Consider the following 20,154-nt stretch of genomic DNA (forward strand, 5'->3'; position numbering starts at 1 on the left):
AGTGCGCGGACATGGACGTCAATCCCGGTGCGCCTGCGATGTGGCAGTTGGCTGCAGGCCGCCGCGGCCTGGAAGCGCAGGGCAAGAACGTGCCGAGTTTCCGAGCGATCATAGGGAGAATGAATTCTGCGCTGGGAGGCGCGCTCGGCGCCTCGCGGCGGCGGCGTCCGACATCAGCTGCCAGCTACCGAGTGTTTCGGCGGCACGTCGTTCTCATCGGGATTGGGGACCGGTTCTTCGTCCGGAAGCCGCTCCGGATCGGGCTCGCGCATCGGCTTGGGGTCCGGAAACGGCGGCGGCGTCGGTACCGGCGTGGGCGTCGGGTCGGGGTTGGGGAGAATGGCCATAAGGGGATTTCCTTTCGCTCGGGGCGCGCGCGTGGCAAGCCGTGGGCCTATGCGGATAATCTCCGAGACATCTGCCTCGCCAGAACATGATGGAGCGCTCGCCGAACTCTGCCCTTCGTCGAGAGCCCGAGTGACGGCTGAGGCTGGCAGAACGGTCACGCCTGCGGATGGTTCCAACGCGATCTCACCGCGCTCCGGCAATGCCGGACCTGAATGACGATCAAATGATTCGTTATCGCGCATTTTGGCCTTGCCGGCCCCAAGCCGCGCCATAGTTCCCTTGCGGGTGGGTGGTCCTCTGCCGATGATTAGGAGGCGGCCTTGAAGCACCAAACCGTTGACCAACTCAATGCCGTTGCCGACGTTCATGCCGAAGCAACGGTTCTCTTCGCCAGTCGGGGGCAACGCCTCGAACGCTGGGCGCAACTTCTCGATCAAGATCCCGGCCGGCGCCTCACGGCGCTCGCAGGCACCGAATACGCAACGCCTGAAGTGCGCGAAAAAATGCGTGCTGCCGGATCGCCGATCACGGTCGCTTTCGACGATCCGATCTTTCGCGCCCAGGGCTTGCGGGATGACACCTATGGCGAGGCCAAGCGCTTCTTCGAAATGAGCGACTGGCAGTTGCACGAAGTCGTCTGCCATTGCCATGTCGGCGCCAACCTGCCGGCACGCTGGGCGGCGTCACGCGTGCGCGCGGCGATCTCGCCGGGAGCCGGCATCTTCGCCTGGCTGAGAGGCGTGTTCATGCACTGACCTGACCGCCGCGGTTCGCGAACCGGTTGGTGGTCCAGGCAAGGGTGTGTCAGAGCAATTGGCGGGGAGAGCCGATCTCCCCGCCAAGCGGACAGCTGCGTTCGGCAGCCGATGCCGGGGACATCATCAGCGATCGATTTCGCCGAAGACGATGTCAAGCGAACCGATGATCGCCGCGACGTCGGCGACCATGTGTCCGCGCGACAGGAAGTCCATTGCCTGCAGATGGGCGAAAGACGGCGCACGTATCTTGCAGCGATAGGGTACATTGCCGCCGTCCGAGACCAGATAGACGCCGAATTCGCCTTTCGGCGCTTCCACCGCGGCATAGACTTCTCCAGGCGGGACGCGATGCCCTTCGGTGTATAGCTTGAAATGATGGATCGTCGCTTCCATCGAGCGCTTCATGGTGGCGCGCGGCGGCGGCGTGATCTTCTGGTTCGGGACGGCGACCGGGCCGTGCCCGTCGGGCGAGCGCAGCTTCTCCAGGCATTGCCTCATGATCCGCACCGACTGCCGCATCTCCTCCATGCGCACGAGATAGCGGTCGTAGCAATCGCCGTTCTTGCCGACGGGAATGTCGAAATCCATCTCAGGGTAGCATTCGTAAGGCTGCGCCTTGCGCAGATCCCATGCCGCGCCCGAGCCACGCACCATGGGGCCGGAGAACCCAAAAGCCCAGGCATCATCCTGTCCGATCACGCCGACGTCGACATTGCGCTGCTTGAAGATGCGGTTTTCGGTCAAGAGTTCATCGAGATTGCTCAATGCTTTGAGGAACGGATCGCAGAAATCCCAGATGTCGTCGAGCAACTGCCCCGGCAGATCCTGGTGCACGCCGCCGACCCTGAAATAGTTCGCGTGCATGCGGGCGCCGGACGCACGCTCGTAGAAGACCATCAGCTTCTCGCGTTCGGCGAAGCCCCAGAGCGGCGGCGTCAGCGCGCCGATATCCATGGCCTGCGTGGTGATGTTGAGCAGGTGCGACAGCAGCCGTCCGATCTCGCAAAACAGCACGCGGATCAGCTGTCCGCGCCGCGGGACCGATAGTTCGAGCAGCTTCTCGGCGGCAAGGCAAAAGGCATGCTCCTGGTTCATCGGCGCCACATAGTCGAGGCGGTCGAAATAGGGCAGCGCCTGCAGGTAGTTCTTGTATTCGATCAGCTTCTCGGTGCCGCGATGCAGCAGGCCGATATGCGGATCGGCACGGTCGACGATCTCGCCGTCCAGTTCCAGCACCAGCCTGAGCACGCCGTGCGCCGAGGGGTGCTGCGGTCCGAAGTTGAGGGTGAAGCTGCGGACTGCCGCTTCGGCCATGAGGCCCTCCGCGAGATTGGTTCGTTATGGCCTAAGCCGGTCGGCTGCGCTTGATGGCCGCGGTCATGTCGTCGTCTGGATGATCAGCGTCAGCGTGCCGTCGCCGTCGACATTGGCGGCGACCACTTGCGAGGAATTCAGTCCATTCGCTCTCAGGACCGACATCGCCTCGGGCGAGGCATCGACCGAGTTCTGCAGCTTCAGCATGTCCTCGGCGCTGGTCTGGGTAATCACGGCCTCCGCCTGGGCCTTGATCTCAGCCGGCAGCTCCTCGATGGGCACCAGGACAATGGTGGTGAAGGTCTGACCGGAACCACCTCCGGGCTGCGCCTGGCCAAGCGACGGATCCTGCGCCGGCGGCAAGGGTTGCTGCGCCGGCGGCTGGGCCTGGGGCGGCTGCGGGTCGGCACGCTGGGCCGATACAGGCTGCGCCAGTGCCAATGCTGAAAGCGTGAGGACCATCGTCAACGTCCGCATCGTCTTTCCTTCCATGCCTTGAAGTCTGACGACACAACCCCTCTGCCGGACTATGGTTCCCGGCTTGCGAGGCAGGGCCAAGATCATTCCCTCCCGGCGTCATGAGACGGACCGGGCGGGCATCCTAAAATTCTGGCGGGCGCGCCGAAATAGGCTTAGCGTGGCCTTTGGCGTTGCAGCCTTTATTTGCACTGAGGCCAGTCGGCGAGAAAGGCGGCGTTCGTGTCCACAAAACCAAGACATCCGATCGTCGGCATCGGCGCGTCCGCAGGGGGCGTCCCGGCGATGGAAAGCCTGTTCAGGGGCCTGCCGGAGGCTCCCGGCATGGCCTTCGTCATCGTCACCCATCTCAGTCCGGAGCGGGAAAGCCTGCTGCATGAAGTGCTGGGGCGGTACACGACGATGCCTGTGGCGGTCGCCAAGGATGGCATCGAGGCGCGGCCGGACCATGTCTATGTGATGCCGCAAAATGCCGTGCTGACGATCAGAAGCGGCAATCTGCAGCTCCAGCGGCCTAACATAGCCAACCGCGAACGCAAGCCGATCGATGTCTTCTTCAGTTCCTTGGCCGAGGACCAGGGCGAATATGCCGTGGGTGTCATCCTGTCGGGCGGTGACGGTGACGGGACGCTTGGAGCGAAAATGATCAAGGAGCATGGCGGCTTCGTCCTGGCACAGGCTGGCGACGGCTCCGGTCCGCGCAACCCCGACATGCCGCAGAGCGCGATCGCCAGCGGCGTCGTCGACATCGCCGCCCCCGCGCAGGAGATGGGTGAAAAGCTCACGCAGTTCACGCGCGGCATCGGCATGCTCGATCTTTGGACGGAGAGCGACGGCAAGGCCCCGGGCGACGATATCGACCGCACCAGCGAGGAGATCTACGGCATTCTTCGTGCCCGCTCCGGCCACGATTTTTCCGGCTACAAGACCAAGACCTTCATTCGCCGTGTCAAGCGGCGCATGCAGCTCAACCAGATGAAGTCGATGGCGGGTTACATCGACCTGTTGCGCAAAGACCCGCGCGAGGTCACAGCGCTGTTTCGCGATCTGCTCATCAACGTGACCAATTTCTTCCGTGACCCCGAAGCTTTCGAGTTGCTGGAGAAGAAGATCGTCCCGAAATTGTTCGAGGGCAAAACCGCATCGGATATGGTCAGGCTATGGGTTCCCGGCTGCGCCACCGGCGAGGAAGTGTTTTCGCTGGGCATCCTACTGCGCGAACACGTGGACACTTTGTCGGCGATCCCCAAGATACAGATCTTCGCCACCGACATCGACGAGCCGGCGCTCACCGTCGCGCGCGCCGCGCGCTATCCGGCCAACCTGCTCGAAGGCGTCTCGGCAGAGAGGCGGCAGCGCTTCTTCGTCAATGAAGGTGGCAGCTTCGTGCTGACCGGCGAAGTGCGCGAACTCTGCATCTTCTCGCCGCACAGCGTCATCAAGGATCCGCCGTTCTCGCGCATGGACATGGTGTCGTGCCGCAACCTGCTCATCTATTTCGGGCCTGACATCCAGAACCGGGTCATCCCCATTTTCCATTACGCCCTGAAGCCCGGCGGCTATCTTTTCCTCGGCACGTCGGAAAGCATCGGCCAGCATGGCGACCTTTTCTCGGTCGTCGACAAGAAGCAGCGCATCTTCAGGGCGCGCAAGGATGTTGCCCCGAAATCGCGCCTGCCGCTGCTGGTCGGCGAAGGCGGTCGGGCCGCTTCCTTCGGATCGGGCGCACGACAGGGAAAACGCGGTGAGATCGGCGGTGGTGCTCTTCGCCAGTCGGTGGAATCGCAGGTACTGGACCGCTATGCGCCGCCGCATGTCGTCGTCAGCGCGGACGGCGATGTGGTCTATTATTCCACGCGCACCGGACGATATCTCGAACCGCCTCAGGGCGTGCCCAGCCGCCAATTGCTCAGCATGGCGCGGCGCGGGCTGCGGCTCGATTTGCGCGCGGCGCTGCGCGATGCCGCGACCACCCGTCAGATCGTTACGCGCGAAAACGTCGTCGTGGACGGCGAGGATGACCGTGTGCAACTGGTAAACATCGTAGTGGAGCCGCTGCCGGAGCACGGCAACGGCGAGGCGTTCTACCTCGTCCTGTTCCAGCCGGCCGGCCCCTTCCGCGACAAATCGGAGACCGAGCGCGGACACCCGGGTCCCGACGATATCGCGCATTTCGAGCGCGAACTTCGCGACACGCGCGAAAGGCTGCAGTCGACGATCGAGGAGTACGAAACGGCGTTGGAGGAGGTGAAATCCTCCAACGAGGAGCTGGTTTCCGTCAACGAAGAGGCGCAGTCGACCAATGAGGAGCTGGAAGCCTCCAAGGAGGAGATGCAGTCGCTCAACGAGGAGCTGAACACGATCAATGCGGAGCTGACCAACAAGATCGATGAGCTCGACCGGGCTAACAGCGATTTGAAGAACCTGTTCGAAAGCACGGAGATCGCGACGGTGTTTCTCGATCACGAACTGGTCATCCGCACTTTCACCCCCGCCGCGTCCGCCTTCTTCAACCTACGCGCATCCGATGTCGGACGGCCGCTTACCGATCTGTCGAGCCAGCTCGACTATCCGGAGATGCACAGCCAGATCCAGCGGGTGTTCGAGACCGGCCTACCGGTCGCGCATCATCTCGCCCGCGATGCGCAAGGCAGCTTCTATCTGGTGCGGCTCGTGCCCTACCGTGACAAGGGCGCCCGCATCCAGGGGGTCGTGGTGACGCTGGTCGACGTCACGCCGCTCGCCGAGGCGGAGGAGCACCAGAAGGTGCTGATCTCGGAGCTCAACCATCGCGTCAAGAACATGCTGGCGGTGGTGACCAGCATCGCTAACCGCACGGTCGAGAACTCCTCGACCAAGGAGGAATTCGCAACCGCGCTGCTCGGCCGGCTCAACGCCATGGCGCGCGCCTACGGCGTGCTGTCGCGGGAAAACTGGACGGACGTGTCGATCGAGGAACTGGTCGCCCAGGAAGCCGCGCCCTTCGATCCCAAACGCTTCTCGCTCGACGGTCCCCCGATCAAGCTGGGGCCTCAACAGGCTCTCTCGCTCGGCATGGTCGTCCACGAACTTGCGACCAACGCGGCGAAATATGGCGCGCTGAGCAAGGACGGCGGCCGGGTTGCAGTCGAATGGTCACACGACGGCAATAATCTGCAGCTGGCGTGGAAGGAGATCGGCGGGCCGCTCGTGGCGGAGCCGGAGCATGGCGGCTTCGGACTTTCGCTCGTCAAGGGCGAGATCGAATATCGATTGAGCGGCACGGCTGAAACATTTTTCCACCCAGCGGGTTTAGAAGTAAGGATTTCGTTTCAACTCGACAAACAGGCCTGAAGCTGGTGGCCGCATTGCGTATCCTGATCGTGGAAGACGAGTGGCTGATCGCGGAGGACCACGCAGCGCAGCTCAGGGACGTCGGCCACCGGATCGTCGGCCCGGTGCCGTCGGTCAAGGCGGCCATCGATCGCATCAAGGGCCAAAAGCTCGATGTCGCGCTTCTGGACATCCAGCTGAACAACGAGACCAGTTACCAGCTGGCGGACATGCTTGTGGAGAAAGTCATCCCGTTCGCCTTCGTCACCGGCTACGGCCGCGCCGAGATACCGCCCCGGTTTGCCGGCATAAAGGTCCTGCAAAAACCGGTGGAGCGCGCGGAGCTGATCGCGATGGTGATCGCGCTTGCCGGCAATCATGTCGCGCCGAACGTTGGGTGAACGGCAGCCGCAGGTGAGGGGATCGATGAGCTCCCGAACGAGAAGCGCAGAGAGGCTGAGCTGCCCAAGTGGGCGGGCGGAAAACCGCTGCGCAATTTCCTGGAATTGCTCAGGCCACGGCAATCGCGAATCGCCCGGGGCCGTCACATCCAGCCGTTCAGGCGGCGCGGAGCGTTCGGAATGTGATCGAGTAGCGGTGCTGCTCGAGCGGCGGGATGCTGTGTTCCCATTCGTTTCGCGCCGAGCCGGCCATGAGATAGACGGATCTCGGCTCGACCTCGATCGTCTGGCGGTCCCATGTCGTTCCGTTCCTGCGGCGCAGCCGGAAGCTGCACGGCGCCAGAAGCGAGACGCCGGCGACAAGCTCGAAATGCGGCTTGTCGCGATGCCAGCCGATACCTGCGCCGGGGCGATACTCGTTGATCAGCACCTGCGCGAATTCGGCGGCTGAGCAGCCGGCGAAGTCGCCGACCTTCTGGCGAAGCGGCAGCAGAAAATCCGGCATTGGCGGAGCCTCCACGACCTGGCGTCGCTCATAGTCGTAGCGAAGGCCGAACCCGACAACCTGCCGGTTGGCGAGATGGCCATGGAAATCGAACGGCTTGAACGGCAGGTCTTCGATGTGACGGACCAGGTCTCGTTCTTCGTCCTGCGTGATCAGCTCCGGCCGGTAGCGGAACCCTTCCGGCATGCCGTCGGGCGCGCCGAAAAGGTCGCCTTGGCGCAGCGGCGCCGCGGTTCTGGCATTTGATGATGGCATGGGATTTTAGATAGGAGCCGTCGCCTCACTCACAAGGCCATTTTGCGGGGTTAGCGTGTTTCGCATTCTGAGGAATGCGGCCTAGCCTCGACCGCCCTCTGAAGCTAAATCAGTTTCGCTTTTAAACTCTCCGTCCCGGATCTTGATATCCAGAAGGTTCACGCCGGCGGCATGGATCTCGACCAGGACATCATCGTCCAGCAGATCCGGCTCGGGCATTTCGGCAAGCCGCAATGCGCCCTTCTTTCCATATTTATCGACAACAAAGGCTTTCATCATGTTCACTTTCTAAAGCGGCTTTCGATCTCCGGTATGAGACGAGCCGGAGTTCGTGAGCTGGGGGACCTCGCTGGGCCGTTCAGACAGGCAAGCGGAACTGTTTGCGCAAGGTCTTGTCGAACATTCCGGCAGGCGCGAAGCGACGCAGCAGGCTGACCTGGCGCGCTGCCTTGCCGGCGGTATAGCGCCGTCGCGGACGGGCATCGGTCGCTGCCTTGACGACCACATCCGCCACCACTTCGGGCCGATCGGCTTTGGGCATCACATCGGCAAGCAGCGCCTTGAGCCCGGCTCGCGCCCGATCGTATTCCTTCAAGACGGAATCCGGCTCGATCCCATTCTGGTCGAAGACGGTGCGCACGAATGCCGGCTCGATGACCGAGACGCGAACGTTGAAGGCGCGAACCTCATGATCGAGCGATTCCGAGTAACCTTCGAGCGCGTGCTTGACCGCGGAGTAATGCGCAGAATATGGCGCGGGTACCAATCCCAGGATCGAGCCGATATTGATGATGCGCCCCTCGCCACGCCGCCGCATCGACGGCAACACTGCATTGGTCACGCGCATGACGCCGAACAGATTGACGTCGAACAGGGCCTGCACCTGGGCGACGGAGGATTCCTCGGCCCCTCCAAGCAGGCCAACGCCGGCATTGTTGACCAGAAGATCGATGCGGCCGGTCCGCGCGTGTATCGTCGAAACGAGCGCGGCAACGGCCTCATCGTCGGTCACGTCGCAAACCAGCATGGTTACTCCGTTCGGGCTGTCGCCGAGCTCGCGGCGGCTTGTTCCGAACACGGTAAATCCTGCTCGCGCCAACGCTTCCGCACTGGCGCGTCCGATGCCCGAGGAGGCTCCGGTTACGAGCGCGGTCTTTCCCGAATTCCTGTTCATTTGGTGCTCCAAAATCATGAGGGCTGGCTTTTTCGCCCGAGTTGAATTATGATCGTAATATCACATTACAATCATAATGCAATAGAGGAAACGCAGCCATGCGCTACGAAAAGGGCCGGAAGGACGCATCGCGCAGCCGGATCATGGAGGTCGCCGCCGAACGTTTCCGGTGTGACGGCATCGCTGCATCCGGACTGGCAAGCGTCATGAAGGACGCCGGGATGACCAACGGGGCTTTCTATCCGCACTTTCAGTCCAAGGCGGCGCTCGTCCGTGAAAGCGTGGCGGCGGCTCTGGAGGATCAATCAGACCAAATCCGCCAAGCTTTGGCCGCCGGTGGCCTGGACATGGCCATAGACGCCTATCTGTCGGCGGCGCACCGGGACAATCCGGGACAGGGTTGCGCGTCTGCCGCGTTGTTGCCGGAAATTGCACGCGAGCCTTCCGAAACCCGTCAACTGTATACCGAGCGCTTGCTGACCCTGGTGCGTCAGGTATCGGCGGAACTGTCGCCCCAGGCCCAGGATCCGGAGGGCGTTGCGCTGGGCATCTTTGCGACCCTTATCGGCGCCCTTCAGATGGCCCGGGCCGTTGAAGGGACGGAACTGTCGGATCGCATCCTGGCGGCAGGTGCCGTCGCGGCGCGGACGCTGATCCAGCCATGTCGGGATGACGAGGCTTCGTGACGCGTCGGCGGTCACTCTGTTTTGGGTTAACTCACGACGATGCTCGAACCGACCTGAAGGTCCGATATTGAATATCGGACGCCCGAAACTGCGAGTCCGTTAACGGCCTAAACGAGAAGCTGACTGGCTCAATGTCGAGCGTCAACGTCTGGCGGTTGCTCGCGCCACCGCGGCCGCCCGGGAAGGCCACCTTGCCCGACGGCTTGGCGGACTAAGTGGATTCGTTGCCGGTTTGTTACACAGATCACGGATGTTTCAGCTTGGAGGTGCTCGTCTGGTCCTACAAACTGTTGATAATATTGAATTATTAGGAAAATTATTGGCGGAGAGAGCGGGATTCGAACCCGCGTTACGGTTTCCCGTAAACACACTTTCCAGGCGTGCGCCTTCAACCACTCGGCCACCTCTCCGTCTTTTGCATGGCGCGCCGGCCGGTTTCGCCGCGCGGGTTGGGGAGATGCAGCTCCCGCGGGAATGCCTCGGCGGACCATATGGGGTGCCCTCAACCGGCGGGCAACCCTTCCCCTGCACCTCTAGCCGTCTAAGGTGTGTTGATATTCAGGTGATGCCGGCCTGCAAATGCCGGTTTCCTGCGCTTCCGGTGCTCACGTACTTCAAGTACGCTCCGCTCCGGTTCTCGGAAACCGCCAATTTCGACTCGGCCTGACCTGAATCTCAACACACCTCAGCCAACAGGCGCGGGGCTCATCTAGTCGATCCGCCGGCGAATGCCAAGCCATATTGCGTTTGTAAAGGCTTTTGCCACAAAAGGCCGCGAGCACGCCTTTGCGATGCGTGCGACGCCCTCGAATGATGTGTACAGGCCAGTCCGCGCCGTTTGGCGCGCTTGACTTCGACGCCGGTCGTCTGTCGAGTGGGCCGGGATTTTGTTTTCACGCAATTCCGGACGGAAAATGCTGCGCATTTTTCCGGGGATTGCTTCGGGCTTTGCGGGTCCTGGCATGGCGTCGATCGACCAGCAACCTGCGGGACGGCCGGACAGCGGGCTCGCTTACGTGCCGGTGGCGTGGCTCGTCATCGTCATGGCGTTGTCGGCTTACGGCCTGTTCTCCAGCTGGCGGCTGATCGGCGACTTCAGCTTGCCGGACAGCGTGTTCTTCCTGATTTACGGCGGGCTCACCGGCGGCATCGTCACCATTTTGTGGGGACTTTATCTGCTTGGCCTTGCCTTCAACCGGTCGGCGCGCTTCCCGCGCCATTACACGATTTGGCAGGTCGTCATCATCGTGTGGCTTGTCGTTCGCCAGGCCTACCTATTGCTGGCGCCCGATTTCGTCTTCTCGGCCGAGGCGCTGGCGTACACCATCGCCGAGATCGCCATCGGCCTGCTCTGCATCTATCTGCTGCGGCGCGGCACCGGCGCCGAGGCGGTCTACGCCAATCCCGAGACCGAACGGCCGCCGGTGCTGGTCTCGATCCTTGCCGCCTTGCTCGGCATCATCCTTGGCGGCGCAATCGGCGCCTGCGCCGGGTTCTTCGCCGGATCGCTGATTGCCGACGCCACTGATATGAGCTGCTTCGAGGGCGCCTGCGGATTTTTCGCCGCCTTCATCGGCCTGGCGGGCCTGGTGATCGGAGCGATCGCCGGCGGCATCTCCGCCGTCTGGCGGGTCAATCGGCGCAAAAAGGTGCCGGTCGCCTAAAGCAATTCCAGGAAAAGTGTGAAGCAGTTTCGCCCGGAATTGCATCACGATGCTCAAATTCACGTGTCGCGATTGCGCGCCTATTGCGCACGCTCTATGTCGGTGGCGGGTAAGGTGAGCTTTTCGGGGAAAGCGTTCGATGCTGCGTTTCATCTTTCGGCTGGCGGCGATGGTTGCGTTGTCGATTTCCGTCATCATGGCGGTGATCGACACCACGCGCTCGGTCGCGGCTTCGGCGCTGGTCATGACGCCGCTCAATGCGAGTTGGCTGGCGGTCTCGCCGGACACGCGCGCGGCCTTCGAGACCTTCGTGCGCGCCAAGGCCGGGCCGCTGGTCTGGGACGGCGCCGTCGCCTTGGTGCTGAGCCAACCCGGCTTTGCCGTGTTCGCAGTGCTGGCGTTCCTGCTTTACGCCGTCGGCTACCGGCGCCGGCGCCGCGCGGAATTCGCTCCGACCAACTGAGTCGCCCGCCCGAAAGGCTTTGGCCGAACCTGGCTGCCGGATGCTCGCTTTCCAAGAGGGCAAAATTCCACGTGAATTTTGTTTCGGGCCGTGCCAGATTGCCGCGAGCGGGAGGGGCAAACACTTCCTGCCTGACGCCGCAACCCCGCCGGAGAACCGGGTGGGCAAGCGACGCATAACGGAAAATAACCGACAGGGTGTGGATCACATGAAACGTATCGTTCTCGGCCTCCTGGCCGCAACCGCAATGGTTCTTCCGGCTTTCGCCGCGGATGTCCAGCCGGCCATTCTTTACGATCTCGGCGGCAAGTTCGACAAATCCTTCAACGAGGCCGCCTATCACGGCGCCGAGAAGTTCAAGGCCGAAACCGGCGTCGCCTATGTCGAATTCGAAGTCTCCAACGCCTCGCAGCGCGAGCAGGCGCTGCGCCGCTTCGCCGAGGATGGCCGGAACCCGATCGTCATGGCGGGCTTTGCCTGGGAGGATGCACTGAAGAAGGTCGCGGCCGAATATACCGACCTCAACTTCGCCATCATCGACGATGCCGTCGACCTGCCCAATGTCCGCTCGCTGGTGTTCAAGGAGAACGAAGGCTCTTACCTCGTCGGCATCATGGCGGCGATGGCGTCGAAGTCGAAGAAGGTCGGCTTCGTCGGCGGCATGGACATCCCGCTGATCCGCAAGTTCGAATGCGGCTATGTCGGCGGCGCCAAGTCGGCCGGGGCGACCGAGGTCATCCAGAACATGACCGGCGACACGCCGGCCGCCTGGAACGACCCGGCCAAAGGCGGCGAAATCGCCAAGACCCAGATCGACCAAGGCGCCGACGTCGTCTACGCGGCGGCCGGCGGCACCGGCGTCGGCGTGCTGCAGGCGGCGGCTGATGCCGGCAAGCTCGGCATCGGTGTCGATTCCAACCAGAACGGCCTGCAGCCCGGCAAGGTGCTGACCTCGATGCTGAAGCGCGTCGACGTCGCCGTCTACACGGCCTTCATGGACGGCAAGAACGGCACCTTCAAGGGCGGCGTCGAGAATCTCGGCCTCAAGGAAGGCGGTGTCGACTATGCCATGGACGACAACAACAAGGCGCTTGTCGACGACGCCATGAAGGCGGCGGTCGAAAAGGCCAAGGCAGACATCATTTCCGGCAAGACCAAGGTCCACGACTATACCGCGGACAACGCCTGCCCGTACTGATCGGCGGCGAAATACGATCTCAGGACCGCCGGGTGAAAGCCCGGCGGTTTCATTTCCAGGTGGAGCATGACGCAACCGACGATCGAGGGCCTGGGGGAGAGCGACGTGGAGGCTGTCGCAAGGCTTCGCCTCGCCGCCTTCTTCGACGGCACGGGGCGGACGCTGGAACAGGACATGGCCGGGCTTCGCGGACTGCTCGCCGGCGACGGGTTCGAGGCGGCGTTCGTCGCGCGCGACAACAGCTTGCCGGTCGGGAGCTGCCTCCTGGTCCGCGACGAGATCGATGCGGCGCATGAGCTGACGCCGTGGCTTGCCGGGCTCATCGTCGGCGAAGCGCATCGCGGCCGCGGTGTCGGCACGGCATTGGTCAGGACCGTCGAAGCCCATGCGGCATCGGCCGGCGTCCGCCGGCTTTATCTCTACACCTGGGATGCGCGCCGTTTTTACGAAGCGCTCGGCTGGTCGGCGGTCGAGACGTTCGAACAGGACGGCGAGCCGATGCTTTTGATGTCGCGAGATTTGTCTTGACGCAATTTGGCGGGAGGCGCGGCCGCACTTTCCTGGAATTGCGCTATAGCGTGCCGACCAGATAACCCAGCGCAAAGGCCGCCAGCAGCGCCATCGCGATGACAAATCCGAGCCGGCCGCCAAGCGAATGCAGGCCGACGCCATAAGGCTTGCGCTCAAGCCTGTGGATCACGACGGGCGGCGATTTCGCCTCGCTTTCCTTCAGTCCGGCAGGCCGCATCTGCGGCAGTTCGCCAATGCGTTGCGCGATCAGCTTCCAGCGATTGTCCGGCACGCCGTTGGAGGCGGGCTCGAAGACACGCATACGCTCGGCAAGCCTCAGCACCGCGTCGCGAAAGGCGGGATCGATCTCAAGATCGCGCTCGGCCCGCGCGCGCTCCCGCTCGTCCATCAGGCCGAACACATAGTCGCCGGCCCTTGCGATGCGGTCGCTTTCACTGGCCATGACCGTTGCTCTCCTATTCGCTCACCAGTGCGGCGGCTTCGTCACCGGCACGTCGGCGGCCGACTGCTCCTCCAAAGCCAGGAAACGATCGGCAAGGGCTGCGAGTTTGCGTTCCATGCGCTCGATCACCTTCCACTGCTCGGCAATCTGACCGGACAGTTCCTCGATGGTCTTTTCCTGCTCGGCGGCGCTGATTTCCAGTGTCGTCAGCCGATCGTCGGGCGTGGTCATTCAAAACCTCGGGTTTCGTGAATGTTAAGCTGTCGGCACGTTCGAAATTGACAAGCGCGCGGGGATTTGTCGAGAGTGAACGGCGCTCCGGCCAATTGGCACGAGCGGGGCATCATGCTAGGCATTTTGACCAAGCGATAAAAAAATAAGAGTGGGACAGGCTGCATGGCGCAAGCCGCGATCGAGCTTATAGGCATCAACAAGAGTTTTGGCGCCGTGCGCGCCAACCGCGACATCAACCTGGAAATCGCGCGCGGCACCATCCACGGCATCGTCGGCGAGAACGGCGCCGGCAAGTCGACGCTGATGTCGATCCTCTACGGCTTCTACCAGGCTGACAGCGGCGAGATCCACGTCGGCGGCAAGCCGGTCTCGATCACCAGTTCGAACGCCGCTATCGCGCTCGGCATCGGCATGGTGCACCAGCATTTTATGCTGGTCGACAATTTCTCGGTGCTGGAGAACATCATCCTCGGCGCGGAGAACGATCCGCTGCTGAAAAGCAGCATCGCCAAGGCGCGCTCGGAACTCGAGCGGCTGGAGCGCGAATACGGCCTCGAGGTCGATCCCGACGCCGTCATCGAGGAATTGCCGGTCGGCCTGCAGCAGCGCGTCGAGATCCTCAAGGCGCTCTACCGAGGCGCCGAGATCCTGATCCTCGACGAGCCGACCGGCGTTTTGACGCCGGCCGAGGCCGACCACCTCTTCCGCATCCTCAAGCAATTGAAGGAGCAGGGAAAAACGATCGTGCTGATCACCCACAAGCTGCGCGAGATCATGGCCATCACCGATACGGTCTCGGTCATGCGCCAGGGCACGATGGTTGCAACCAGGGTGACGAAGGAGACCACGGTCGGCGAGCTGGCCGAACTGATGGTCGGGCGGCGCGTGCTGTTGCGGGTCGAGAAAGGCGAGGCGGAAGCCGGCGCCGTCAAGCTCGCGGTCAAGAACCTGACGGTGAAGGATTCTCGCGGCGTCACCATGGTCGACGACGTCTCCTTCGACGTGCGCGGCGGCGAGATCGTCGGCATCGCCGGCGTCGCCGGCAATGGCCAGTCGGAATTGCTCGAGGCGATTTCAGGCATCAGGCACGCCGTCTCAGGCGAGGTCATGCTCGAGGGTAAGCCGATCGACCTGACCGGCAAGGCCGATCCCGGCGAGTTGCGCGACCGGGGGCTGGCCCACGTGCCGGAGGATCGCCATCACGTCGGGCTGGTGCTCGCCTTCGAGGAGAATGAGAATTCGATCCTCGGCTATCACGATGACGAGCGTTATTTGAAAGGCCCATTCCTCAAAGTTGACGCGATCATGGCCGACGCGAAGGACAAGATCGCGAAATACGACATCCGGCCCGGCAATCCGCGGCTGAAGACGGCCAATTTCTCCGGCGGTAACCAGCAGAAGATCGTGCTGGCGCGGGAAATGGAGCAGGACCCCGGCGTGCTGATCGTCGGCCAGCCGACGCGCGGCGTCGATGTCGGCGCCATCGAATTCATCCACAAGCGGCTGATCGCCATGCGCGACCAGGGCAAGGCGGTGCTGGTGGTATCGGTCGAGCTCGACGAGATCCGTTCGCTTTCCGACCGCATCCTGGTGATGTTTGCCGGCCGCATCGTCGGCGAGCGCGGCCCGGAGGCGACCGAAGGCGAGCTCGGCCTTTTGATGGCGGGCGTCGAGCAGCAGGAGGCCGCCGAGTGAGCACGCCTTACGCCAAGCTGCCGGCCTGGGCCGACTACGGCCTGATTCCGCTGATCAACCTGTCGGTGGCTTTCATCGTCGCCGGCTTCGTCGTCATGCTGGTCGGCGAAAATCCGTTCCGCGCCGCCGTTATCCTGGTCGAAGGCGCGTTCGGCAGGGGCACCGGCATTGCGTTCACCCTGTTCTACGCCACGACCTTTACCTTCACCGGCCTTTCGGTGGCGGTGGCCGCGCATTGCAGCCTGTTCAATATCGGCACCGAGGGCCAGGCCTATATCGGCGGCCTCGGCATCGCGCTCGTCTGCCTGACGTTCGACAGCGTGCTGCCTTGGTGGGTGATCTTTCCAATGGCCATTGTCGCCTCGGCAGTGTTCGGGGCGTTGTGGGGCTTCATCCCGGCCTATCTGCAGGCCAAGCGCGGCTCGCACATCGTCATCACCACCATCATGTTCAACTTCATCGCTGCTTCGGTGATGGTCTACCTGCTGGTCGGCCCGTTGAAGCCGGCTGGATCGCAGGCGCCGCAGACGCGCAATTTCCTGGTCGGCGCCGAATTGCCGAAGCTCAACTGGATCATCGAATTGTTCGGCGCCAGGATCCATTCCGCACCGCTCAACATCTGCTTCCTGCTGGCGCTGGTCATGGCTTTCCTGGTCTGGCTGCTGATCTGGCGCACCAGGCTCGGCTATGAGATGCGCACCTATGGCCACAGCCCCAAGGCGGCGCGCTATGCCGGCATTTCGGAAACCCGCATCATCCTCACCGCGATGATGATCTCGGGGGCGCTGGCCGGCATGATGGCGCTCAATCCGGTGATGGGCGACCAGCACAATGTCGCGATCGATTTCGTCTCCGGCGCCGGTTACGTCGGCATCGCCGTGGCGCTGATGGGCCGGCTGCATCCGGTCGGCATCGTGCTGGCGGCGATCCTGTTCGGCATGCTCTACCAGGGCGGCGCCGAACTCGCCTTCGAGATGCCGGCGATCAGCCGCGACATGATCGTCATCATCCAGGGCCTGGTGATCCTGTTCGCCGGCGCGCTGGAGCACATGTTCAGGCCCTACGTCCAGGCGCTGTTCGCCTCGTTCAGCCCGAGATCGGTCGGCATGGAAGCGGCCAAGGGAAGGGGCGCCTGAGATGGACACTTTCAATGCCGTTGTCCAGGTTCTGGACTCGACCATCCGCCTCTCGGTGCCGCTGCTGCTTGCCTGCCTGGCCGGCCTCTATTCGGAGCGGGCCGGCATCTTCGACATCGGTCTGGAAGGCAAGATGCTGGTCGGCGCCTTTGCGGGCGCTGCCGCCGCTTCGGTTTTCCATTCCGCCTTGCTCGGCCTCGGCATGGCCGTCCTGATCTCGGTCGCCTTCGCAATGGTGCACGGCTTTGCCTCGATCACTCACCGCGGCAACCAGATCGTCTCCGGCGTCGCTATCAATTTCGTCGCGGCCGGATCGACCATCATTCTCGGCCAGGCCTGGTTCCAGCAGGGTGGCCGCACGCCGGCGCTGCAGCCTGGCGAGCGGTTCGAGGCGATCGCCTGGCCCGGCGCCGATGCGCTCAGAGATGTACCGATCCTGGGGCCGATCTATGCCGAACTGATCTCCGGCCATTCCATCCTGGTCTATTTTGCCTTCGCCATGGTGCCGTTCACCTGGTGGGTGCTGTTCCGCACCCGCTTCGGGCTCCGGTTGCGCGCCGTCGGCGAAAACCCCGCCGCCGTCGATACCGCCGGCATCTCGGTCGCCTGGTTGCGCTACCGGGCGCTTATCTGCACCGGCATTCTCACCGGCGTTGCCGGCGCCTATCTGTCGATGGTGCAGAATGGCGGTTTCGTGAAGGACATGACCGCCGGCAAGGGCTATATCGCGCTGGCCGCGCTGATCTTCGCCAAATGGAAGCCGGTCAACGCCATGTTCGCCTGCCTTTTGTTCGGCTTCCTCGACGCGGCGGCGATCCGCCTGCAAGGCTCGCCGCTGCCCATCATCGGCAAGGTGCCGGTGCAGTTCATGCAGGCATTGCCCTATGTGCTGACCGTCATCCTGCTTGCCGGCTTCATCGGCAAGGCGATCCCGCCCCGCGCCGGCGGCGTGCCTTACGTCAAGGAGCGCTGAAATCGCGGCGGCGGATATCGGCATTCCCGAAAGCCGGTCCGGCTTTTGAACACGATCATGGGAGAGAACAAGAAAATGTCGCATGATCTGTTCGAGGCGGCGAAGGCGGCGATGGCCAAGTCCTATTCGCCCTATTCGAAGTTTCCGGTCGGTGCAGCACTGCGCACCGAGGACGGACGCGTCTTTACGGGCGCCAACGTCGAGATGGCGTCCTACCCGGAAGGCTGGTGCGCCGAGACGACGGCGCTCGGTCATTATGTCATGGGCGGCGGTGGCAGGATCACCGAGATCGCCGTGCTCGCCGAGCGGATGCCGAGATGCTCGCCCTGTGGCGGCTGCCGGCAGCGGCTGGCGGAGTTCTGCCGGCCGGACACCAAGGTTTATCTGTGCGACAATGGCGGCGTGGTCGAAACGGTGACCATGGGCGAGATGCTGCCTTACGGCTTCAGGGGCGACACACTGAAATGATGGAAGCGCTGGATCATCTGGTCGAAAAGCTGGACGGGCTGGCGCCGACCGCCGCCCTGGTGCTGGGCTCCGGCCTTGGCGGGTTGGTCGACCAGGTCGAGAACGCCAGGCGCATTTCCTATGCGGCGCTGCCGGGTTTCCCCAGAAGCGGGGTCAGCGGCCATGCCGGCGAGGTGGTGGCCGGGCATTTCGCCGGCATGCCGGTGCTGATGCTGTCCGGCCGGGCCCATTATTACGAGCACGGCAATGCGGCGGCGATGCGCCCGGCGCTGGAGGTGCTTGCCGGGATCGGCATCTCCCATCTGATCCTCACCAACGCCGCCGGATCGGTCGACCCCGACATGGGACCGGGCTCGGTGATGCTGATCACCGACCACATCAATTTTTCCGGCTCCAACCCGCTGATCGGCGAGCCGAGCGACCGCCGCTTCGTCGGCCTCACCGAAGCCTATGATGCCGGCCTGCGCGGCGCGATCGAGAAGGCGGCCAAGGCCACCGGCACGGCGCTGCACCAGGGTGTCTATATGTGGTTTTCGGGACCGTGCTTCGAGACGCCGGCCGAGATCCGCATGGCGCGCATCATGGGTGCAAATGCGGTCGGCATGTCGACGGTGCCGGAGGTCATCCTCGCCCGCTTCCTCGGCCTCAAGGTGGCCGCCTGCTCGGTCATAACCAACCTGGCAGCCGGCATGACCGGGGCTGAGCTGTCGCACCAGGAAACCAAGGACATGGCGCCGGTCGGCGGCGCGCGGCTGGCGACGATCCTGCGGCGGGTCTTCGAGGAAGGTCTGCCGGAAAGCTGATGCTCCCCCAGGAAACCATCCGCCGCAAGCGCGACGGCCACAAGCTCTCGACGTCCGAGATCGCCGCCTTCATCGAGGGGCTGACCGCCGGCAGCATTTCGGAAGGGCAGGTCGGCGCCTTCGCCATGGCTGTGTTCCTGAACGGAATGAGCCGCGAGGAAGCGGTGGCGCTGACGGTCTCGATGCGCGATTCCGGCGACGTGCTCGACTGGTCCGATCTGCCGGGGCCGGTCACCGACAAGCATTCGACGGGCGGCGTCGGCGACAACGTCTCGCTGATGCTGGCGCCGATCGTCGCCGCCTGCGGCGCCTATGTGCCGATGATCTCGGGGCGCGGCCTCGGCCACACCGGCGGTACGCTGGACAAGATGGATGCCATTCCCGGCTACGCCAGCCAGCCGGACCTGGCGCGCTTCCGCAAGACGGTGCTCGAAACCGGCTGCGCCATCATCGGCCAGACTGCGGATCTCGCGCCCGCCGACCGCCGGCTCTACGCAATCCGCGACGTGACGGGGACCGTCGAGTCGGTACCGCTGATCACCGCCTCGATCCTGTCGAAGAAGCTCGCCGCGGGGCTCGGCTCGCTGGTGCTCGACGTCAAGGTCGGCAACGGCGCCTTCATGGAAAAATCACGCGATGCGGCGGCGCTGGCGAACAGCCTGGTCGAGGTCGCCAACGGCGCCGGCCTGAAAGCCTCGGCGCTGGTCACCGGCATGAACGAGCCGCTGGCGTCCGCTGCCGGCAACGCGGTCGAGGTGAAGAATGCGGTCGATTTCCTCACCGGCAAGGTCCGCGACCGCCGGCTGGAGGATGTGACGCTGGCGCTGGCCGCTGAAATGCTGCAATCGGCGGGGATCGTCTCGTCCAATCAGGATGGCATGCGACGCGCCGCCGAGACGCTGGCCGGCGGGCGCGCGGCGGCCATTTTCGCGCGCATGGTGACGGCGCTCGGCGGTCCCGCCGATTTTGTCGAGAACCCGGAAAAATACCTGCCGAAGGCGCCGGTTGAATTGGCGGTGAAGGCTGCGGAGGATGGCTTCGTCACCGGTATCGCGACGCGCGAAATCGGCCTTGCGGTCGTCGCCCTTGGCGGCGGGCGCACCCGTGCGGACGACAAGATCGATCACGCCGTGGGCATCACCAGGCTGCTGCCGGTCGGGGCGGAAGTGCCGGCCGGCGAAGCGCTGGCGCTGGTCCATGCGCGCAGCGAGGCGGATGCGGAAGCGGCGGTGTCGGCGATACTTGCCGCCTATACGATCGGCGCGTCGAAACCGGCCGCGGAGAAAACCGTGCTCAGGCGGATATTGCCGCGTTAAG

21 protein-coding genes, 1 tRNA gene and 1 pseudogene are annotated in these 20,154 nt (G+C 63.6%); 14 read left to right on the plus strand and 9 right to left on the minus strand.

The genetic code is table 11. From position 1 onward, the window contains the following. Positions 1-173 precede the first annotated feature (173 nt). Positions 174-347 (minus strand): hypothetical protein, encoded by a 174-nt coding sequence (locus FJ974_RS08400; protein ID WP_181177004.1) that lies wholly within the window; start codon positions 345-347, stop codon positions 174-176. A gap of 321 nt (positions 348-668) precedes the next feature. On the opposite strand from FJ974_RS08400, the gene FJ974_RS08405 reads away from it, so the two are divergent. Then, the gene (locus FJ974_RS08405; protein WP_140529670.1) at positions 669-1,103 is read left to right on the plus strand and encodes a hypothetical protein; all 435 of its coding nucleotides are present in this window, start codon (positions 669-671) and stop codon (positions 1,101-1,103) included. Between the two features lie 126 nt (positions 1,104-1,229). Here FJ974_RS08405 and FJ974_RS08410 read toward each other — a convergent pair whose 3' ends face one another. Both FJ974_RS08410 and FJ974_RS08415 read right to left on the minus strand, forming a co-directional pair. Further along, complete coding sequence (locus FJ974_RS08410) at positions 1,230-2,420, minus strand: NADH-quinone oxidoreductase subunit D (protein WP_140529671.1); 1,191 nt, start codon at positions 2,418-2,420, stop codon at positions 1,230-1,232. Positions 2,421-2,483: 63 nt separating this feature from the next. Then, a complete protein-coding gene (locus FJ974_RS08415) occupies positions 2,484-2,897 on the minus strand; it encodes a hypothetical protein (protein WP_140529673.1) in 414 nt (137 codons plus the stop codon). A gap of 222 nt (positions 2,898-3,119) precedes the next feature. On the opposite strand from FJ974_RS08415, the gene FJ974_RS08420 reads away from it, so the two are divergent. Then, a complete protein-coding gene (locus FJ974_RS08420) occupies positions 3,120-6,230 on the plus strand; it encodes a CheR family methyltransferase (protein WP_140529675.1) in 3,111 nt (1,036 codons plus the stop codon). A gap of 5 nt (positions 6,231-6,235) precedes the next feature. Then, the gene (locus tag FJ974_RS08425; RefSeq protein ID WP_226891526.1) at positions 6,236-6,610 is read left to right on the plus strand and encodes a response regulator; all 375 of its coding nucleotides are present in this window, start codon (positions 6,236-6,238) and stop codon (positions 6,608-6,610) included. Between the two features lie 157 nt (positions 6,611-6,767). Here FJ974_RS08425 and FJ974_RS08430 read toward each other — a convergent pair whose 3' ends face one another. The 3 genes and pseudogenes from FJ974_RS08430 to FJ974_RS08440 all read right to left on the minus strand — a co-directional run bounded on the left by FJ974_RS08430 (position 6,768) and on the right by FJ974_RS08440 (position 8,544). Next, positions 6,768-7,370 (minus strand): alpha-ketoglutarate-dependent dioxygenase AlkB, encoded by a 603-nt coding sequence (locus FJ974_RS08430; protein ID WP_140529678.1) that lies wholly within the window; start codon positions 7,368-7,370, stop codon positions 6,768-6,770. A gap of 120 nt (positions 7,371-7,490) precedes the next feature. Beyond that, a pseudogene (locus FJ974_RS08435) lies at positions 7,491-7,646 on the minus strand (NADP-dependent oxidoreductase); the annotation flags it as partial. An 82-nt stretch (positions 7,647-7,728) separates the two neighbouring features. Then, positions 7,729-8,544, minus strand: coding sequence for an oxidoreductase (locus tag FJ974_RS08440; protein WP_140529680.1), 816 nt, complete (start codon positions 8,542-8,544; stop codon positions 7,729-7,731). A gap of 98 nt (positions 8,545-8,642) precedes the next feature. On the opposite strand from FJ974_RS08440, the gene FJ974_RS08445 reads away from it, so the two are divergent. Beyond that, a complete protein-coding gene (locus tag FJ974_RS08445; protein ID WP_140529682.1) occupies positions 8,643-9,230 on the plus strand; it encodes a TetR/AcrR family transcriptional regulator in 588 nt (195 codons plus the stop codon). A 320-nt stretch (positions 9,231-9,550) separates the two neighbouring features. Here the strand turns inward: FJ974_RS08445 and FJ974_RS08450 are convergent. Beyond that, positions 9,551-9,640: transfer RNA gene (locus FJ974_RS08450), tRNA-Ser, on the minus strand. Positions 9,641-10,144: 504 nt separating this feature from the next. Between FJ974_RS08450 and FJ974_RS08455 the strand changes: the two genes are divergently transcribed. The 4 genes from FJ974_RS08455 (at position 10,145) to FJ974_RS08470 (ending at position 13,083) form a co-directional block, all read left to right on the plus strand. Continuing rightward, positions 10,145-10,894 carry a hypothetical protein gene (locus FJ974_RS08455; RefSeq protein ID WP_226891528.1) on the plus strand — a complete coding sequence of 250 codons (750 nt, stop codon included), beginning with the start codon at positions 10,145-10,147 and terminating at the stop codon, positions 10,892-10,894. Positions 10,895-11,033: 139 nt separating this feature from the next. After that, on the plus strand, positions 11,034-11,357 hold the full coding sequence (locus tag FJ974_RS08460; RefSeq protein ID WP_140529683.1) for a hypothetical protein: 324 nt from the start codon (positions 11,034-11,036) through the stop codon (positions 11,355-11,357). Between the two features lie 208 nt (positions 11,358-11,565). Beyond that, positions 11,566-12,555 (plus strand): BMP family lipoprotein, encoded by a 990-nt coding sequence (locus tag FJ974_RS08465; protein ID WP_140529685.1) that lies wholly within the window; start codon positions 11,566-11,568, stop codon positions 12,553-12,555. Positions 12,556-12,621: 66 nt separating this feature from the next. Beyond that, positions 12,622-13,083 (plus strand): GNAT family N-acetyltransferase, encoded by a 462-nt coding sequence (locus FJ974_RS08470; RefSeq protein WP_140529687.1) that lies wholly within the window; start codon positions 12,622-12,624, stop codon positions 13,081-13,083. A gap of 43 nt (positions 13,084-13,126) precedes the next feature. On the opposite strand, the gene FJ974_RS08475 is transcribed toward FJ974_RS08470, so the two are convergent. Next, positions 13,127-13,528 carry a hypothetical protein gene (locus tag FJ974_RS08475; protein WP_140529689.1) on the minus strand — a complete coding sequence of 134 codons (402 nt, stop codon included), beginning with the start codon at positions 13,526-13,528 and terminating at the stop codon, positions 13,127-13,129. A gap of 21 nt (positions 13,529-13,549) precedes the next feature. Then, entirely contained in the window at positions 13,550-13,759 is a 210-nt protein-coding gene (locus FJ974_RS08480) for a SlyX family protein (RefSeq protein WP_140529691.1), read from the minus strand. Between the two features lie 165 nt (positions 13,760-13,924). Here FJ974_RS08480 and FJ974_RS08485 point away from each other — a divergent pair, with 165 nt between their 5' ends. The 6 genes from FJ974_RS08485 to deoA all read left to right on the plus strand — a co-directional run bounded on the left by FJ974_RS08485 (position 13,925) and on the right by deoA (position 20,153). After that, positions 13,925-15,457: an ABC transporter ATP-binding protein gene (locus FJ974_RS08485; protein ID WP_140529693.1), complete on the plus strand. Its 1,533-nt coding sequence runs from the start codon at positions 13,925-13,927 to the stop codon at positions 15,455-15,457. Beyond that, the gene (locus FJ974_RS08490) at positions 15,454-16,593 is read left to right on the plus strand and encodes an ABC transporter permease (RefSeq protein ID WP_140529695.1); all 1,140 of its coding nucleotides are present in this window, start codon (positions 15,454-15,456) and stop codon (positions 16,591-16,593) included. Before FJ974_RS08485 ends, FJ974_RS08490 begins: the two co-directional genes overlap by 4 nt. 1 nt (position 16,594) lies before the next feature. Further along, positions 16,595-17,566: an ABC transporter permease gene (locus tag FJ974_RS08495; RefSeq protein WP_140529696.1), complete on the plus strand. Its 972-nt coding sequence runs from the start codon at positions 16,595-16,597 to the stop codon at positions 17,564-17,566. A gap of 75 nt (positions 17,567-17,641) precedes the next feature. After that, complete coding sequence (cdd, locus tag FJ974_RS08500; protein ID WP_140529698.1) at positions 17,642-18,034, plus strand: cytidine deaminase; 393 nt, start codon at positions 17,642-17,644, stop codon at positions 18,032-18,034. Beyond that, positions 18,031-18,837: a purine-nucleoside phosphorylase gene (locus tag FJ974_RS08505; protein WP_140529699.1), complete on the plus strand. Its 807-nt coding sequence runs from the start codon at positions 18,031-18,033 to the stop codon at positions 18,835-18,837. The genes cdd and FJ974_RS08505 overlap by 4 nt, the downstream gene beginning before the upstream one ends. Next, the gene (deoA, locus tag FJ974_RS08510; protein ID WP_140529701.1) at positions 18,837-20,153 is read left to right on the plus strand and encodes a thymidine phosphorylase; all 1,317 of its coding nucleotides are present in this window, start codon (positions 18,837-18,839) and stop codon (positions 20,151-20,153) included. Before FJ974_RS08505 ends, deoA begins: the two co-directional genes overlap by 1 nt. The last annotated feature ends 1 nt before the right edge of the window (position 20,154 follow it).

Origin of the sequence: Mesorhizobium sp. B1-1-8 (genome assembly GCF_006442795.2) — a bacterium.
Classification (GTDB): domain Bacteria; phylum Pseudomonadota; class Alphaproteobacteria; order Rhizobiales; family Rhizobiaceae; genus Mesorhizobium.

What these genes read in the sequence shown, in the direction of transcription:
- FJ974_RS08415 (WP_140529673.1), bottom strand. Translation starts at nt 2,897, where the DNA reads ATGCGGACGTTGACGATGGTCCTCACGCTTTCAGCATTGGCACTGGCG.
- FJ974_RS08465 (WP_140529685.1), top strand. Translation starts at nt 11,566, where the DNA reads ATGAAACGTATCGTTCTCGGCCTCCTGGCCGCAACCGCAATGGTTCTT.
- FJ974_RS08505 (WP_140529699.1), top strand. Translation starts at nt 18,031, where the DNA reads ATGATGGAAGCGCTGGATCATCTGGTCGAAAAGCTGGACGGGCTGGCG.
- deoA (WP_140529701.1), top strand. Translation starts at nt 18,837, where the DNA reads ATGCTCCCCCAGGAAACCATCCGCCGCAAGCGCGACGGCCACAAGCTC.
- cdd (WP_140529698.1), top strand. Translation starts at nt 17,642, where the DNA reads ATGTCGCATGATCTGTTCGAGGCGGCGAAGGCGGCGATGGCCAAGTCC.
- FJ974_RS08495 (WP_140529696.1), top strand. Translation starts at nt 16,595, where the DNA reads ATGGACACTTTCAATGCCGTTGTCCAGGTTCTGGACTCGACCATCCGC.
- FJ974_RS08410 (WP_140529671.1), bottom strand. Translation starts at nt 2,420, where the DNA reads ATGGCCGAAGCGGCAGTCCGCAGCTTCACCCTCAACTTCGGACCGCAG.
- FJ974_RS08440 (WP_140529680.1), bottom strand. Translation starts at nt 8,544, where the DNA reads ATGAACAGGAATTCGGGAAAGACCGCGCTCGTAACCGGAGCCTCCTCG.
- FJ974_RS08400 (WP_181177004.1), bottom strand. Translation starts at nt 347, where the DNA reads ATGGCCATTCTCCCCAACCCCGACCCGACGCCCACGCCGGTACCGACG.
- FJ974_RS08475 (WP_140529689.1), bottom strand. Translation starts at nt 13,528, where the DNA reads ATGGCCAGTGAAAGCGACCGCATCGCAAGGGCCGGCGACTATGTGTTC.
- FJ974_RS08460 (WP_140529683.1), top strand. Translation starts at nt 11,034, where the DNA reads ATGCTGCGTTTCATCTTTCGGCTGGCGGCGATGGTTGCGTTGTCGATT.
- FJ974_RS08430 (WP_140529678.1), bottom strand. Translation starts at nt 7,370, where the DNA reads ATGCCATCATCAAATGCCAGAACCGCGGCGCCGCTGCGCCAAGGCGAC.
- FJ974_RS08480 (WP_140529691.1), bottom strand. Translation starts at nt 13,759, where the DNA reads ATGACCACGCCCGACGATCGGCTGACGACACTGGAAATCAGCGCCGCC.
- FJ974_RS08455 (WP_226891528.1), top strand. Translation starts at nt 10,145, where the DNA reads ATGCTGCGCATTTTTCCGGGGATTGCTTCGGGCTTTGCGGGTCCTGGC.
- FJ974_RS08485 (WP_140529693.1), top strand. Translation starts at nt 13,925, where the DNA reads ATGGCGCAAGCCGCGATCGAGCTTATAGGCATCAACAAGAGTTTTGGC.
- FJ974_RS08470 (WP_140529687.1), top strand. Translation starts at nt 12,622, where the DNA reads ATGACGCAACCGACGATCGAGGGCCTGGGGGAGAGCGACGTGGAGGCT.
- FJ974_RS08445 (WP_140529682.1), top strand. Translation starts at nt 8,643, where the DNA reads ATGCGCTACGAAAAGGGCCGGAAGGACGCATCGCGCAGCCGGATCATG.